Origin of the sequence: Micromonospora sp. HNM0581, assembly GCF_012726175.1 — a bacterium.
GTDB lineage: Bacteria > Actinomycetota > Actinomycetes > Mycobacteriales > Micromonosporaceae > Micromonospora.
Genome location: NZ_JAASAD010000006.1, coordinates 142,814 through 158,395, shown reverse-complemented (window position 1 = coordinate 158,395; position 15,582 = coordinate 142,814). Strand labels below are relative to the sequence as shown.

The following is a 15,582-nucleotide window of genomic DNA, read 5'->3' as shown; positions in this document are numbered from 1 at the left end:
GGCGACCGCCGGGGGGTGCGGGCCGCGGGACGAGGACCCGACGGTCCGACCTGTCGCGTCGGTGACTGACCGCGACGGTGACCCGCGCTCCACGAGGGCGTGCCCGGCTACCCCGGGTGGTTGGTGACCGCGTCGGGAGGTCGGCCCGGCGCTCACCGGTCAGCCCGAGTGGGTGCGGCGCAGGGCGGCGTGTGCCGTGTCCGCACCATGACTCACCCCGCCCCTCCGGCCCGACAACCGGAACAACGCGACGATCAGCGTCCAGTTACGCAGATAGTGCTTAAGCCCCCAATAGGGGCAGGACGTGGTCCGCGGTCACCCCGGCCGCAGCCACAGGACACCCAGCGGGGGTACCCGCAGCGCCACCGAAGCGGGTTGACCGTGCCAGGGGAGGTTCTCGGCGTGCACGACACCCAGGTTGCCGACACCGGAGCCGCCGTAGTGGTGCGCGTCGGTGTTGACCACCTCCGCCCAGGAACCGGCAGCCGGAAGACCGACCCGGTAGCCCTCAAGCGGTAACGCGGAGAAGTTCGCCACACAGACCAGGGTCGCCCCGTCGGGCGCGATCCGGACGAACGAGATGGTGTTGTTGGCGACGTCGTCACCGGCGAGCCAGCGGAAACCGGCCGGAGAGGTGTCCTGCGACCACAGGGCCGCAGTGTCCCGATAGACCCGGTTCAGGTCACCCACCAGACGTTGCACACCGGCCCGGGCCGGATCGTGCAGCAGATACCAGTCGAGACCGCGTTCCTCGCTCCACTCCCGGTCGTCGGCCAACTCACAGCCCATGAACAACAACTGCTTGCCCGGGTGCGCCCACATGTACGCCAGCAGTGCGCGCACGTTCGCCAACCGCTGCCACGTGTCACCGGGCATCTTCGCCACCAGCGAGCCCTTGCCGTGCACCACCTCGTCGTGGCTGATCGGCAGCGTGTAGTTCTCGCTCCAGGCGTACGCCAGGGAGAAGGTGAGCTGGTGGTGGTGATGCTGCCGGTAGATCGGGTCCTTCGACGTGTAGAGCAGGGTGTCGTGCATCCAGCCCATGTTCCACTTGAACCCGAACCCCAGCCCACCGTCGCTCGTCGCCCGGGTCACCCCCGGCCAGGCGGTCGACTCCTCAGCGATCATCACCACTCCGGCGTGGTGCTTGTAGACCGTCGCGTTGACCTCCTGCATGAACGCGATGGCCTCCAGGTTCTCCCGGCCGCCGTGCACGTTGGGCGTCCACTGCCCGTCCTGCCGGGAGTAGTCCAGGTAGAGCATCGAGGCGACCGCGTCCACCCGCAACCCGTCGACGTGGAACTCGTCGAGCCAGTAGAGCGCGTTGGCGACCAGGAAGTTACGCACCTCCCGACGGCCGAAGTCGAAGACGTAGGTGCCCCAGTCGGGGTGCTCGCCCCGGCGCGGGTCCGGGTGCTCGTAGAGCGGGGTGCCGTCGAAGCGGGCCAGCGCCCACTCGTCCTTGGGGAAGTGCGCCGGCACCCAGTCCAGGATCACTCCGATCCCGGCGGTGTGCAGCCGATCCACCAGGTACCGGAAGTCGTCCGGGTCGCCGAACCGGGCCGTCGGCGCGTAGTAGCCGGTCACCTGGTAACCCCAGGAACCACCGAACGGGTGCTCCATCACCGGAAGGAACTCCACATGGGTGAAGCCCAACTCCACCACGTACGCGACCAACTGCTCGGCCAACTCCCGGTAACCCAGGCCGGGCCGCCACGAACCCAGGTGCACCTCGTACACACTCATCGGGTCCTGGTGCGGCTGCCGCCGCGCCCGTCGGTCCAACCACTGTGCGTCCGACCACCTGTACGTCGACCGGTGCACCACCGATGCGGTGGCCGGCGGCACCTCCGCGTACCCGGCCAGCGGATCGGCCTTGTCCCGCCAGTACCCGTCCGCGCCCAGCACCCGGTACTTGTAACGGCTGCCCGACGTCGCGCCGGGCACGAAGATCTCCCACACCCCGGTCGAGCCGAGCGAGCGCATCGGCCAGCCGTCGTCGGGCGCCCAGCCGGTGAGGTCGCCGACCAGCCGCACCCCCCGAGCGTTCGGGGCCCACACCGCGAAGGCCACCCCGCCGTCGATGACCCGGGCGCCCAACGCCTCCCACAGCCGCTCGTGCCGGCCCTCACCGATCAGGTGCAGATCCAGCTCGCCGAGGGTCGGCGGAAAACGGTACGGGTCGTCCTGCCCCACCCCGTCGACGTCCAGCCGGTAGTCGAGTACCTCACCGGGAACGGTGGCCTCGAAAACGCCGACGTCGTGCACCCGTTTCATCGGGTGCCGCTCCTCGCCGACGAGCACACCGACGTCGCCCGCGCCCCGGCGCAGGGCGCGGATCACCGTACGCCCGTCGGCCGGGTGCGCGCCGAGCACGGCGTGCGGGTCGTGGATCTCCCCGGAGATCAGCTGGTCCATCGGGTGTCGTCCTTCTGGGCAGGAGCGGTAGGTGCGGTGCCGGACAGGTCGGTCGGTACGTCCTGGACGGTCAGGGTGAGCACGTGCGCGGGTTGCAGGTACGGGTCGAGTCGGACCGCGTTGCGTTGCCCCCAGTCGTAGCGGGCGCCGGTCAACTCGTCATGCACGGCGAACCGGTCGTGCCAGTCCAGACCCAGCGCCGGCATGTCGAGGATGATGTTGCCCCACTGCACGGTGTGTGAGTCGAACGAACAGACCACCAGCACCGTGTTGCCGGTCTCCGGATCATGCTTGGACCAGCACAGCAGGGCCGGGTTGTCGATGTCGTGGAAGACCAGGTTACGTAGCCGGCGCAGGGCCGGATTCTCCCGCCGCACCCGGTTGAGGATGGTGATGAACGGCGCCAACGAGCGACCCCGCGCCTCGGCGCCGGCCCAGTCCCGGGGTCGCAGCTGGTACTTCTCGTTGTCCAGGTACTCCTCCGCGCCGGGGCGCGCGACATGCTCGAACAGCTCGTAGCCGGCGTACATGCCCCAGGAGGGGGAGAGCAGCGCGGCCAGCACCGCCCGGATCTTGAACATCGGCGGTCCGCCGTGCTGCAACGAGGCGTGCAGGATGTCCGGTGTGTTGGGCCAGAAGTTCGGCCGCATGTAGTCGGCCGCCGCCACCAGCTCCGCGCAGTACTCGCGCATCTCGGCGGCCGACGTCCGCCAGGTGAAGTACGTGTACGACTGGGTGAAGCCGACCTTGGCCAGCCCGTGCATCATCGCCGGCCGGGTGAACGCCTCTGCCAGGAACAGCACATCCGGGTCGACCTTCTTGACTTCGGTGATCAACCACTCCCAGAAGTGCACCGGCTTGGTGTGCGGGTTGTCCACCCGGAAGATCTTCACACCCTCGCCGACCCAGTGCAGCACCACCCGCAGCACCTCGGCGCGGATGCCCTCGTAGTCGTTGTCGAAGTTCAGCGGGTAGATGTCCTGGTATTTCTTCGGCGGGTTCTCCGCGTACGCGATGCTGCCGTCGGCCCGGGTGGTGAACCACTCCGGGTGCGCGGTCACCCACGGGTGGTCCGGCGCGCACTGCAACGCCAGGTCCATCGCCACCTCCAGGCCGTGCCCGGCAGCGGCGGCGACGAAGTCCCGGAAGTCTGCCGGCGTACCCAGGTCGGGGTGGATGGCGTCGTGTCCGCCCTCGGCGGCGCCGATCGCCCACGGCGAACCCACGTCGTCCGGACCAGCGACCAGGCTGTTGTTCGGGCCCTTGCGGTTGACCCGGCCGATCGGGTGGATCGGTGGCAGGTAGAGCACGTCGAAACCCATCGCCGCCACGCCGGGTAACCGCTCCATGGCGGTGACGAACGTGCCGGAGCGGGCCGGGGCGTCCACCGTCGCCGGGATGGCCCCCTCCGAGCGGGGGAAGAACTCGTACCAGGCGGAGAAGAGTGCCCGCTCGCGGTCCACCCAGATCCGGTACTCCTCGCCGGTGGTGACCAGCTCCCGCACCGGGTGCTCCCAGAGCAGGTCGGCCAGATCCAGCGCCGGACTCACCCGCTGTGGCAGCGGCCGGTCGGCCGCGCCCAGAGCCTTCGCGGCCTTCTTCAGGCGGGCCTGCTCGGCCTTCGGTACCAGCGCGGCGGCGGCGGTCAGGACGCGTACACCCTCGGCCAGGTCGTTGGCCAACTCAGCTGCCCCCTGACCGGCGGCGATCTTCTTGGTGACCGCGTTGTGCCAGGTCAGGTAGGGGTCGCTGAACGCCTCTACGGTGAACATCCACCCGCCCACCGCATCCGGCACGATCGTGGCGTGCCACCGGTCCTGGCCGGGTTCACCCGGACGCATCCGGGTGAACGGCCGGGCCGTCCCGTCCGGGCCGAGCCACACCACGTTGCAGCCGAGCGCGTCGTGCCCCTCGCGGTAGGCACGCGCCGACACCGGCACCGCCTCGCCGACCACCGCACGGGCCGGGTAGCGACCGCAGGAGACGACAGGGGAGACGTCTTCGATCGGGAACCGTCCGCTCACCGCCCCAACCTACTGCCCGAGATCGCCTCGCGCGCGGCTGACCGTAGTTGCTCCGATCACCCCGGTCGGTTGATCGCGCAACGTGCAGGAATCGCGCTACGTGCAGGAGCGGTAAAGGTCGAGGGTACGGGCGGCGACAGCGTCCCAGGAGAAGTGTTCGACGGCGCGGTGCCGCCCGGCCCGGCCGAGTGCGGCGGCCCGTTCCGGGTCGGCCAGCAGCTCGTACAGGCGGGCGGCCAGGTCGGCCTCGAAACGTGCCGGGTCGACAGGCGCGCCGTCGAGGCCAGCCTGCTCGATCGGAACCAGCAGGCCGGTCTCGCCGTCGGCGACGACCTCGGGAATACCGCCGGTGGCGGTCGCCACGACGGCCGTCTCGCAGGCCATCGCCTCCAGGTTGACGATGCCCATCGGCTCGTACACCGAGGGGCAGACGAAGACGGTGGCGTGGGTGAGCACCTGGACCACCTCGGACTTGGGCAGCATCTCGGCCACCCAGACCACCCCGGAGCGGCTCGCCCGCAGCTCGGCCACCAGTCCCTCCACCTCGGCGGCGATCTCCGGCGTGTCCGGCGCGCCGGCCAGCAGCACCAGCTGGGTGTCCGCCGGCAGCTCCCGGGCGGCCCGCAGCAGGTGCGGTAGGCCCTTCTGCCGGGTGATCCGCCCGACGTAGACCACGCTGGGCAGGGCCGGGTCGATGCCGAGTCGCGCCAGCACGTCGGTGTCCGGATCCGGGGCGTACTGCGCGGTGTCGATGCCGTTGTAAATGACGTGCACCCGGTCCGGATCGACCGTCGGGTACGCGGCCAGCACGTCCCGGCGCATCCCCGCACTGACCGCCACGATCGCGTCGGCCGACTCGTAGGCGGTGCGTTCGCACCACGAGGAGAGCGCGTAGCCGCCGCCGAGCTGCTCGGCCTTCCACGGGCGAAGCGGCTCCAGGCTGTGCGCGGTCACCACGTGCGGCACCCCGTACAGCAGCTTCGCGGTGTGCCCGGCCAGGTTCGCGTACCAGGTGTGGCTGTGCACCACGTCCGCACCGGCACATCCGGCGGCCATTTCCAGGTCCACCCCCATGGTCCGCAGCGCGGCGTTCGCACCGGTCAGGCCCGCCGGCTCGGCGTACGCCCGCACTCCCGGCTCGGTGCGCGGCGCGCCGAAGCAGCGCACCCGCACCTCGGTGATCCGGCGTAGCTCCCGGGCCAGGTACTCGACGTGTACTCCCGCGCCGCCGTAGACCTCCGGCGGATACTCCCGGGTCAGCAGGTCCACGCGCAGCCGTGCGGAGTCCGTCATGTCCGGCACCCTAGTGCAGAATCCGCCACCGCACCCGGCTGCACAACTGTGCCGTACGAGTGGTGAACCGGCAGCGGTATGGATAGCGTCTGTTCATGGCTGCCAAGGTGCTCGCGATCGTCCTGGCCGGCGGAGAAGGTAAGCGCCTGATGCCGCTGACCACGGACCGGGCCAAGCCGGCCGTCCCGTTCGGCGGGATGTACCGCATGGTCGACTTCGTCCTCTCCAACCTGGCCAACGCCGGCTATCTGAAGATCGTCGTGTTGACCCAGTACAAATCACACTCCCTCGATCGGCACATCACGAAGACCTGGCGGATGTCGACCCTGCTCGGCAACTACGTCACCCCGGTGCCCGCGCAGCAGCGCCGTGGCCCCTGGTGGTTCGCCGGCTCAGCCGACGCGATTTACCAGAGTTTCAACCTCATCCACGACGAACAGCCCGACTACGTGATCGTCTTCGGTGCCGACCACATCTACCGGATGGACCCCCGGCAGATGGTGGAGGACCACATCGCCTCCGGTGCCGGGGTGACCGTCGCGGGCATCCGGCAGCCGTTGTCGACGGCCGACCAGTTCGGTGTCATCGAGGTCGGCGAGGACGGCCGTCGGATCCGCGCCTTCCGGGAGAAGCCCACCGACGCCGTCGGCCTGCCCGATGCGCCCGACGAGATCTACGCCTCGATGGGCAACTACGTCTTCACCACCCGGGCGCTCGTCGACGCGGTCGAACAGGACGCCGACGACAAGACGAGCAAGCACGACATGGGCGGCAGCATCATCCCGATGCTCGTCGAGCGCGGCGAGGCGAACGTCTACGACTTCCGTGACAACGAGGTGCCCGGCAGCACCGACCGGGACCGCGGCTACTGGCGTGACGTGGGGACGCTCGACTCGTTCTACGATGCGCACATGGACCTGATCAACGTCCATCCGGTGTTCAACCTCTACAACTTCGACTGGCCGATCTACACCGAACAGCCGCCGTTCCCGCCGGCCAAGTTCGTGCACCAGTGGGGGGAGCGGGTCGGTCGGGCGGTCGCCTCGATGGTCTCCCCCGGCGCGGTGATCTCCGGTTCGCTCGTGGAGAACTCGGTCGTCTCACCGAAGGTGAAGGTCCACTCCTGGGCCCATGTGGACGGATCGGTCCTGATGGAAGGTGTCGAGATCGGCCGGCATGCGGTGGTCCGCCGGGCCATCCTCGACAAGAACGTCTACGTACCCGAGGGCACCGAGATCGGTGTCGACCTGGAACGTGACCGGCAACGCTACACCGTCTCGGACAACGGCGTGGTGGTCATCGGCAAAGGACAGAAGGTGGAACCGTGAGTGCGAGGAGTGAGCTTGCGAGCCCCGCAGTCACGAACGGAAGGGGAGTTCGGTGAGTGCGAGGAGTGAGCTTGCGAGCCCCGCAGTCACGAACGGAAGGCTGGCTTCATGAGTGTTCACGCGCGTGCCGGGCAACCGGCCGAGTCCGCCGACCTGGTCGACGTACCGCGGCTGGTGACGGCCTACTACGCGGAGCATCCCGACCCGGCCGACCCGGCGCAGCAGGTTTCCTTCGGCACTTCCGGGCACCGCGGGTCGAGTCTGCGTAACGCCTTCAACTCCGATCACATTCTCGCCGTCACCCAGGCGCTCTGCGACTACCGTCGGGAGCAGGGGGTCGATGGTCCACTTTTCCTCGGTCGGGACACCCACGCGCTGTCCGCACCGGCGGCCGTGGACGCCCTGGAGGTGCTGGCCGCCAACGAGGTTTCCGTGCTGCTGGACAGCCGGGACGGTTACACGCCCACTCCGGCGGTGTCACACGCCATCCTCACGTACAACCGGGGTCGGACGACCGGTCTCGCTGACGGCGTGGTGATCACCCCGTCGCACAACCCACCGGACGACGGCGGTTTCAAGTACAACCCCACCCACGGCGGTCCCGCCGATTCCGACGTCACGAAGTGGATCCAGGACCGGGCGAATGCTTTCCTCGCCGCCGGGCTCCGGGGGGTACGCCGCGTGCCGTACGCGCGGGCCCGCGCCGTCGACACCACCGGAACGTACGATTTTCTCGGCCGCTACGTCGACGACCTGCCTGCGGTGCTCGACGTGGATGCGGTCCGCGCCGCAGGGGTCCGCATCGGCGCGGATCCGCTCGGTGGTGCCAGCGTCGACTACTGGGGTGAGATCGCCGACCGGCACCGACTCGACCTGACCGTGGTCAATCCGACGGTGGACCCGACCTGGCGGTTCATGACCCTCGACGGCGACGGCAAGATCCGGATGGACTGTTCGTCACCGAACGCGATGGCGTCGCTGATCGCCAGGCGTGCCGATTTTCAGGTGGCCACCGGCAACGACGCCGACGCCGACCGGCACGGCATCGTCACGCCCGACGCCGGGTTGATGAATCCCAACCGCTATCTTGCCGTCGCCATCGCGCACCTGTTCCGTACCCGGCAGCGGTGGGGCCGGGACGCGGCGGTCGGCAAGACCCTGGTCTCATCTTCGATGATCGATCGGGTCGCCGCCGACCTCGGCCGTCCGCTGTTGGAGGTGCCGGTCGGCTTCAAGTGGTTCGTGCCCGGGTTGCTCGACGGTGCGGTCGGCTTCGGTGGCGAGGAGAGTGCCGGGGCGTCTTTCCTGCGCCACGATGGTGGCACCTGGACCACCGACAAGGACGGGATCCTGCTCTGCCTGCTCGCGGCCGAGATCATCGGTAGTACCGGGCGCACGCCGAGTGAGCACTGGGCCGAGCTGGCTGACCGCTTCGGTGCCCCCGCGTACGCCCGTATCGACGCACCTGCCACTCGGGAGCAGAAGGCCGTGCTCGGCAGGCTTTCTCCGGAGCAGGTCAAAGCGACCGAGTTGGCCGGGGAAGCGATCACCGCCACGCTCACCACGGCCCCCGGTAACGGCGCGCCGATCGGTGGTCTGAAGGTGACGACGGAGAGTGGCTGGTTCGCTGCCCGTCCCTCCGGCACCGAGGACGTCTACAAGATTTACGCCGAGTCGTTCCAGGGCCCCGACCACCTTGCCCGGGTGCAGCAGGAGGCTCAGGACTTGGTCGCGGAGGTGTTGGCGGCGTAGTGGCGGGGGTCGAGGCGGACGGCGCGGCGTCGGTGCGGTAGCTGATGGCAACCGCACCCGAGGTCGCGCCGTTCCTGATGATCCGGCCATCCACTTCCACGGCGACTACCGTCCCGGTCGGGCGTGCGGCCTTGCAGCGGACGTCACCGTCCTGATTTCGCTGGGCTGCCGTCGCCGGTGTGACTGGTGGCCGGGTCCACCGGGGCTGGTGGCGTGGCACCGGCGCCATCGCGCGTCCGGTGGTCGTTCCGGCCCGACCGTGACCGGCCGCGGCCCCGCCGTACGACGGCGACGAGACCGATGGCCAGCACACCGGCCGCTTCGGCGCCGAGCACCGCCGCGGTGGCGCCACCCGGGCCGAGACCAGGCAGCTGAGCTGCCAGACCGATCGCGAGTACGCCGGCGGTAAACACGGTGAGCCGGGTGGCAGCACGATAGTTGCCGTCACTGATCAGGTAGAGGCAGACGGCCCAGCGAAGCGTGAGGAGCGGGAGGGCGAGTGCGAGCAGTTGCAGCCAGACGTCCGCTTCGGCGATCGGTAGCCGGAGCAGATCGCCGGTGACCCACGGGGCCAGGAACACTCCGGCGCACGACCCTGCCACGGCGATGGCCATGATCAGAATTTCGCTTTCTCGCGGTGCCGCGTCCTCGGTGGCCAGTTGATGCCGACGCCGTACCCGGACGGCCATCGGCACGCGTAGCCCGCTGTAGAGGACGGAGGTGAATGCCTGGTACACGGCGATCACGACTCCGTAGCTACCGACGATCTGTGGCGTGGCCACCATGGACAGGGCCAGACTCCCGGCCCGGGTGCCGGCAGCCTCCGCCGCGCTGTAGCCGAGCAGTTGCCGGTTGCTGCCCAACGCGGACGCTCCGGAACGCCAGGAGAGGCCCTGCCAGAAGGGTGGGCGTGCGGCGTGTCCACGGCACACGAGTAGTTCGCACGCCGCGAGCTGAAGCAGTGATCCGATGGCCAGCGCCGCGGTGAGCGGTGCCCCGGCGAGCAGGATCGCCAATGCGGCCACCCGGCTCAGGGTGATCACCAGGGACATCGCGACGAATCGCAGTTGACGGGTCAGGTCGGCGAATTGCAGCTCGGACAGATTGTTGCCGACCATCCAGATGGCCGATACGGCGAGGGCAGTCGGCAGATACCCCTGCGCCGAGTAGAAGGCGGTGACACCGCCGGCAACGACCAGCAGCACCGGTGCGGCGATGAGGACGCGGAGGCTACGCACTGCCGAGCGTTCCTGTTCGCTTCCGGCGGTGTACAGCAGCGTGGTGCCACCCGCGAGAAGCATGGAGACCACGATCAGCGCTGCGGTCATCACCGTGTACGCGGCGATCTCGTCGGTTTCGCCGCGACGCGCGCTCAGCGCCAGCATCACGGCGTTCAGGAGGCCACTGACCAGCGGGGCAGCCGATGCCATGAGCGTCTGCGCACGTAGTTTCGGTGCGGTGGGCGGTGTGTCCCGGGCGGGCAGGTGCGGACCGGTCCCACTGTCGTCCGACGAGGTGCCGTGCCTGTTCTTCACGGAATGGAACCGAAACAATATGGTGCCTCATCCTCCGCCAGCCGGCGATTCCGGCTGTGCTCACCCTGGCCGTATGTCGGGTGAACGATTTTCAGTAGACGTGTGTTACGGGTGGGGCGCGACCTTTCAGATTCTTTCGGTTGGCCGATGGGCTTGCGTCGCGCGGAAACGAGAATCGTGTCGACCCGCGGGGCGGGTCGTTCGTGGGAGGAGAAGAGCTGCGGTAGAAATGACCAGTGTCCGGGAGTCCCGAAGTCACCTGATCGTCGCGGCCACGGATCGCCCTCTGGCGTGCGGCGCCGGCTGCGGTGTTTCCGGCTGCGGAGTCGTCGGTGTGGTGTCAGGGCGGTTATCGGAGGCTGGTCGTGTCGTCCAGGACGGCTCGGTTCCGACGATCGACAGGCGTGCTGCGACATCAAGCAAGAGTAGGAGCCAACGTGCGACCTTCCGGCCGTGTGCCGTCGGCGAGATCCCCGGAGCCGAACCCCTACCGCGTCCTGGCGACCTGTGATGTGTTCGAGCCCGGCTACCGTGGCGGCGGTCCGGTGCGGTCGCTCGCCGCGATTGTGGACACCCTGCCCGACGGAGTCGAACTCACACTGGTCACCGGTGACCGGGACCTCGGTTCGGTGACGCCCTACCCCGGCTTGTCCAGCCGGTGGGTGCGACGCAACGAGCGGGCGACCGTCTTCTACCTCTCGACCCGGAGCTTGCGTTCCTGGTCGACGCTGAGTCGGAAGCTGCGGAAAACCACCTTCGACCTTCTGTATGTCAACAGTTTGTGGTCGCCTTTCTCCGTGTTCCCGATCGTGGCCAGCGCCCTCGGACTGGTGTCTGCGCGACAGGTGCTGATCGCACCCAGGGGAGAGTTGTCGCCCGGTGCCCTACGCCTGAAAGGCGGTAAGAAGAAGATCTTCCTCAGGGTGTGGCGGCCGATGCTGCGCCGTCTGCAGGTGCGTTGGCAAGCGTGCAGCGACCTGGAGCGGAAACACATCCTCGACGCATTTCCGGCAGCCGAGGTGTTGCTCGGCAGCAACGGCGCCTCCCTGCCGAGCATGCCGATGCGGGCCACCGACCGGGACGCGCCGGAAACCCGGTTGCGGCTGGTCTTCATCAGCCGCATCTCGCCGATGAAGAACCTGCTACTGGCGCTTACGGCGGTACGTCAGGTCACGGAGGCGGTGTCGCTCGACATCTACGGTCCGATCGAGGATCGGCAGTACTGGGCGCGCTGCCAAAGCATGATCAACACGATGCCGGCGAATGTGGAGGTCGGCTACCGTGGCGAGTTGGCTCCTGACCAGGTTCGGCCTACCTTTAATGGCTATGATGCGTCTCTTCTGCCCACCCTTGGGGAGAACTTCGGTCATGTGATCCTGGAGAGTCTCGCTGCCTCCTGCCCGGTGATCTGCTCCGACCGCACCCCGTGGAGCGACCTCATCGAGGCTGGCGGGGGTGTGGTGATCCGATCACTCACCGAGCGGGAACTCGCCACCCGCATCGGGCAGCTGGCCCGGACGTCGTCGGAGGCGCGGTTACGGGCGCGGTTGCGGGCAGGCGAGGCGTACCTTGCTTGGCGACGTGCCACTCCCGATGTTCACGTCCTGACGCTGGCCCGTGACTCGAGACGAGGAACATGACGGTCGTCGTGCTGCGCCGGAAGCACCGTACGCCCGGCTGGCGACGAAGGTCGTGGAGAGGATGACGTAGGCCGCCACGGCAAGCCAACGATGGGCCATTCACCCCGTCCTGTTCGACTGCACTCGTCGGTGAGGGGCCGCACGGTGCGCGGTCCACGTCTGTCGCGGGATCCACCGTTGCCGCGCGGCACGCAGGTCGGTGAGCATCTGTTGCCAGGGCGGAGGTCGGTAGCTGCACCTCTGCGCCAACGCGTCCGCGTTCAGTGACCGGTCACAGACGAACGTGTCGTGCGGCACGACGTCACCAGGCCAGCGGTATGTCTCCGCGACCAGGCGCAGCAGCTCGTACTTCGAGATCGGTAGCGCCGCGACGTGGTACAGACCGGTGAGATCCTCCTGCGGAAGCACCACCGACCGCAGTAGCCGGGCGAACTCGACAGTCGTGATGCCACTGTAGATCGCCTTGGTGTAGCCGGACACGACGGAGTTCTGGGAGAGGAACCAGTCGATCAGGGACCGATTGCCGTTCAGCTCGTGCCCGACGATCGACGTGCGCAGCGTCAGCGCCGGTGCACGGTCGACCTCACCGAGCAGCTTCGACCGCCCGTACAGGTCCGGCGGGTCGGGGACGTCGGTCTCCACGTAGCCACCCCGGTCACCGGAGAAGACACAGTCCGTGCTGACGTGCACCAGCCGAGCGTCGCGCCGTGTGCACTCCTGCGCCAACTGGTGCGGGAACAGCGCGTTGACCGTGACGGTGTGCACGGCGTTCTGGACCTCGGGCCGTTGTTTGATCACGCCCACGCAATTGACCACGACGTCCGGGCGGACGTCGTCGAGCAGCCGGCCGATCCGCCCCTCGGCGAGGATGTCCACCCCGCTGGTTACCCGCTCGGCGACTGCCGGGGGAAGGCCGACGGTCCCGCGCGCGGCGCCGCGAACCTCGATGTCGGGGGAGTCGAGCAGTTCCTGCATGAGGGTGTGTCCGAGCATGCCGGTGGCGCCCAGGACCAGTAGGCGTCGGCTCATCGTCGCCCTCGCTTTCGGTCGGAGCAGCCGCGGTTGGTGGCGGCAGCCGTCAGCAGTCCGGCGAGGAACTGCGAGTTGGTGGCCTCGCTCATGTGCAGCCGGTAGTGGTCGAGGCCGGCTCGTCCCAGGTTCCGCAGGTGGGGACGGGGGGTCCCGCGGGCGAGTCGGATGGTTCGGGCCAGCTGCTCGGCGTCACCGGGCACGGTGGTGAAACCGGCGCCGGCCTCGCGTACCACCCGGGCGGCATCGCCTGGCGCGCAGGCCAGTATCGGCAGGCCGCAGGCCAGGATGGTCTGCACCTTGCTGGGCATGGTGATCCGGAACAGCGGCTCGTCCGCGAGACAGACGAGCTGGATGTCGGCGGCGGCCATCACGGCTGCCATCCGCTCCGCTGCGACGGGGGCGACGAAGTGGACCCTGTGGAGGCCGAGTTCCTCGGCCCTGCCGCGTAGGGCCGGTTTGCTCACTCCGTCGCCGACCAGGACGAGATGGACGTCGGTGAGGTCGCGGAGCCGGCCCATCGCCTCGATCGCGACCCGGAGATCCTGCGCCGGCCCGTGGTTGCCGCCGTAGAGAATCACGAAGTCGTCGGGTGAGAGCCCGAGCCGGGCTCGCAGGTCCGGGTCGGGCTCGGTGGGCTGCATGAGTTTCTCGTCGGCCCAGTTGTAGACGACCGACACCTTGTCCGCGGGGACACCACGTTCGATGAGGATGTCCCGCGAACCGGGAGAGGCGACGGTGACGTGCTCGGCCCAGCGGTACGTCAGGGCGGTGAAGCTGCTGAGGGTCCCCTCGGTGACCCGACGCGTCAGACCGCGGGTGAGAAACCCGGTGGCGAACACCGAGTCGGGCCACAGGTCCATGACCATCAGCAGGTACGGGGTTCCCCACCGTAACCGGGCAGCGAGAGCCGAGGCCGCCGCCGTCGCCGGCGACGAGTACACGAGCGCCACATCGGCGGTGCGCAGCAGCGGCGTACCCAGCAGCGTCGACGACGCCGCCCAGGTCAGGTAGTTCGCGGCACGGCCGACGGCGGACCGGTCGTGGCTCGGGTGCAGCGGGGTACGCAGCACCCGCAGCCCGTCCACCCGGTCGGCGATGCGCCGTCGGCGCGGATAGTCGGGGTGCACGACGCCTGTCGGGTAGTTCGGCACCCCGGTCAGCACGTCCACCTCGAAACCGAGCCCGCGGAGGGAACGACTGAGTCCCAGGGGGATCGGTACCGGCTCCGGTGGAAAGAACTGGCTGATCAACGCGACACGGGTGGCCGTCGGGTCGGCCATCTCGGACCCGGTCACACGCTGTCGACGTCGGTCGGTCGCCCGACCTCGTCGAGCTGCGTGCGGATCTCCGGCAGGGTCAGCAGCAGCGACATGATCTCCGGTACGGCCAACCGTCGGGCGTTGTGCGAGTGGTAGTCGGCGAGGTGCTCGTCGCGGGTGTCGCCCTCGTCGAAGTAGAGGGCGTAGTTCAGGTCGCGGCTGTCCACCGGCACCCGCAGAAAGTTGCCGAAGTCCTCGGCCCGGGCCAGGTCCTCCCGGCTGGCGAGGGTCTCGTACAGCTTCTCGCCGTGGCGGATGCCGAGGACGTCGAACTTCGCCGGTGCGCCGAACAGGTTGCACAGCGCGGTGGCGAGGTCCGCGATGGTGCACGCGTCGGCCTTGCGAATGAAGATGTCGCCGGGCTGACCGTGCCGGAAGGCGTGCTCGACCAGTTCGACGGACTGGCCCAGAGACATCAGGAACCGTGTCATCGACGGCTCGGTCACCGTCGGCGCCACACCGTTTCGGATCTGCTCGACGAACAGTGGGATGACCGAGCCCCTCGAACACATGACGTTGCCGTAGCGGACGCAGCAGACCCGGGTCCGAGCGCCGGGGTTGTTGCGGGCATGTGCCTGGGCGACCTTCTCCATCAGCGCCTTGGTCATGCCCATGGCGTTGACCGGGTAGACGGCCTTGTCGGTGCTGAGCAGCACCAGCGTCTCGATGCCGTTGCGCTCGCAGGCGTCGACCACGTTGGCACTGCCGAGCACGTTGGTTCGAACCGCCTCCAACGGGAAGAACTCGCAGGACGGGACCTGTTTGAGGGCGGCGGCATGGAACACGAAGTCGACGCCGCGGGCAGCCTTGTGCACGCTGTCGGAGTCCCGGACGTCGCCGACGTAGTAGCGCACCCGATCGTCGCCCAGCCGGTGTCGCATGGCGTCCTGCTTGGACTCGTCGCGGCTGAGGACGCGTACCTCGGCAGCGCCGGCGTCGAGCAGTCGGGAGACCATCGTCTGCCCGAACGAGCCGGTGCCGCCGGTGATCAGAAAATGGCGGCCCGAAAGTGAGGAGTTCACATTTCCTCCGTCTTTCTGCTGCAGCCCCGTAGGGCTGACTATTCGCATCGGATTGGACGATACAACTCGCTGGTGGCAACGGAGCGGCAATTCGACGACGGGTCGTCGAACCGTCGACGTGACAATTCTTCGTACCTTTGTGGGCGTTACTTGTGGATGCCGCTGATCGTTGAACTCCGGTCCGTTGCCGGCGCCATTCCGGAGCCGGCCGTGCGAAGG

The 15,582-nt window shown here is 68.6% G+C and carries 10 protein-coding genes; 3 read left to right on the top strand and 7 right to left on the bottom strand.

Annotation, left to right across the window (positions count from 1 at the left end):
• Positions 1-315 precede the first annotated feature (315 nt).
• The 3 genes from glgB to glgA all read right to left on the bottom strand — a co-directional run bounded on the left by glgB (position 316) and on the right by glgA (position 5,735).
• Positions 316-2,418 carry a 1,4-alpha-glucan branching protein GlgB gene (gene glgB, locus HCA58_RS10605; RefSeq protein WP_169597608.1) on the bottom strand — a complete coding sequence of 701 codons (2,103 nt, stop codon included), beginning with the start codon at positions 2,416-2,418 and terminating at the stop codon, positions 316-318.
• The gene (locus HCA58_RS10600) at positions 2,406-4,442 is read right to left on the bottom strand and encodes an alpha-1,4-glucan--maltose-1-phosphate maltosyltransferase (RefSeq protein WP_169597607.1); all 2,037 of its coding nucleotides are present in this window, start codon (positions 4,440-4,442) and stop codon (positions 2,406-2,408) included. Before HCA58_RS10600 ends, glgB begins: the two co-directional genes overlap by 13 nt.
• Positions 4,443-4,538: 96 nt before the next feature.
• The gene (glgA, locus tag HCA58_RS10595; RefSeq protein ID WP_169597606.1) at positions 4,539-5,735 is read right to left on the bottom strand and encodes a glycogen synthase; all 1,197 of its coding nucleotides are present in this window, start codon (positions 5,733-5,735) and stop codon (positions 4,539-4,541) included.
• 95 nt (positions 5,736-5,830) lie between these two features.
• Here glgA and glgC point away from each other — a divergent pair, with 95 nt between their 5' ends.
• Both glgC and pgm read left to right on the top strand, forming a co-directional pair.
• Positions 5,831-7,063, top strand: coding sequence for a glucose-1-phosphate adenylyltransferase (glgC, locus tag HCA58_RS10590; protein ID WP_169597605.1), 1,233 nt, complete (start codon positions 5,831-5,833; stop codon positions 7,061-7,063).
• Positions 7,064-7,171: 108 nt separating this feature from the next.
• Positions 7,172-8,815, top strand: coding sequence for a phosphoglucomutase (alpha-D-glucose-1,6-bisphosphate-dependent) (pgm, locus tag HCA58_RS10585; RefSeq protein WP_169597604.1), 1,644 nt, complete (start codon positions 7,172-7,174; stop codon positions 8,813-8,815).
• A 143-nt stretch (positions 8,816-8,958) separates the two neighbouring features.
• Here pgm and HCA58_RS10580 read toward each other — a convergent pair whose 3' ends face one another.
• Entirely contained in the window at positions 8,959-10,350 is a 1,392-nt protein-coding gene (locus HCA58_RS10580) for a hypothetical protein (RefSeq protein ID WP_169597603.1), read from the bottom strand.
• Positions 10,351-10,787: 437 nt separating this feature from the next.
• Between HCA58_RS10580 and HCA58_RS24040 the strand changes: the two genes are divergently transcribed.
• Positions 10,788-11,990 carry a glycosyltransferase gene (locus tag HCA58_RS24040; protein WP_169597602.1) on the top strand — a complete coding sequence of 401 codons (1,203 nt, stop codon included), beginning with the start codon at positions 10,788-10,790 and terminating at the stop codon, positions 11,988-11,990.
• 99 nt (positions 11,991-12,089) lie between these two features.
• Here HCA58_RS24040 and HCA58_RS10570 read toward each other — a convergent pair whose 3' ends face one another.
• From HCA58_RS10570 to HCA58_RS10560, 3 genes are read right to left on the bottom strand one after another with little or no spacing between them, the layout of a single operon-like run.
• Positions 12,090-13,019 carry an SDR family oxidoreductase gene (locus HCA58_RS10570; RefSeq protein ID WP_169597601.1) on the bottom strand — a complete coding sequence of 310 codons (930 nt, stop codon included), beginning with the start codon at positions 13,017-13,019 and terminating at the stop codon, positions 12,090-12,092.
• Positions 13,016-14,317, bottom strand: coding sequence for a glycosyltransferase family 4 protein (locus tag HCA58_RS10565; protein WP_169597600.1), 1,302 nt, complete (start codon positions 14,315-14,317; stop codon positions 13,016-13,018). Before HCA58_RS10565 ends, HCA58_RS10570 begins: the two co-directional genes overlap by 4 nt.
• Positions 14,314-15,363 (bottom strand): polysaccharide biosynthesis protein, encoded by a 1,050-nt coding sequence (locus tag HCA58_RS10560; RefSeq protein ID WP_346775948.1) that lies wholly within the window; start codon positions 15,361-15,363, stop codon positions 14,314-14,316. The genes HCA58_RS10565 and HCA58_RS10560 overlap by 4 nt, the downstream gene beginning before the upstream one ends.
• Positions 15,364-15,582 lie beyond the last annotated feature (219 nt).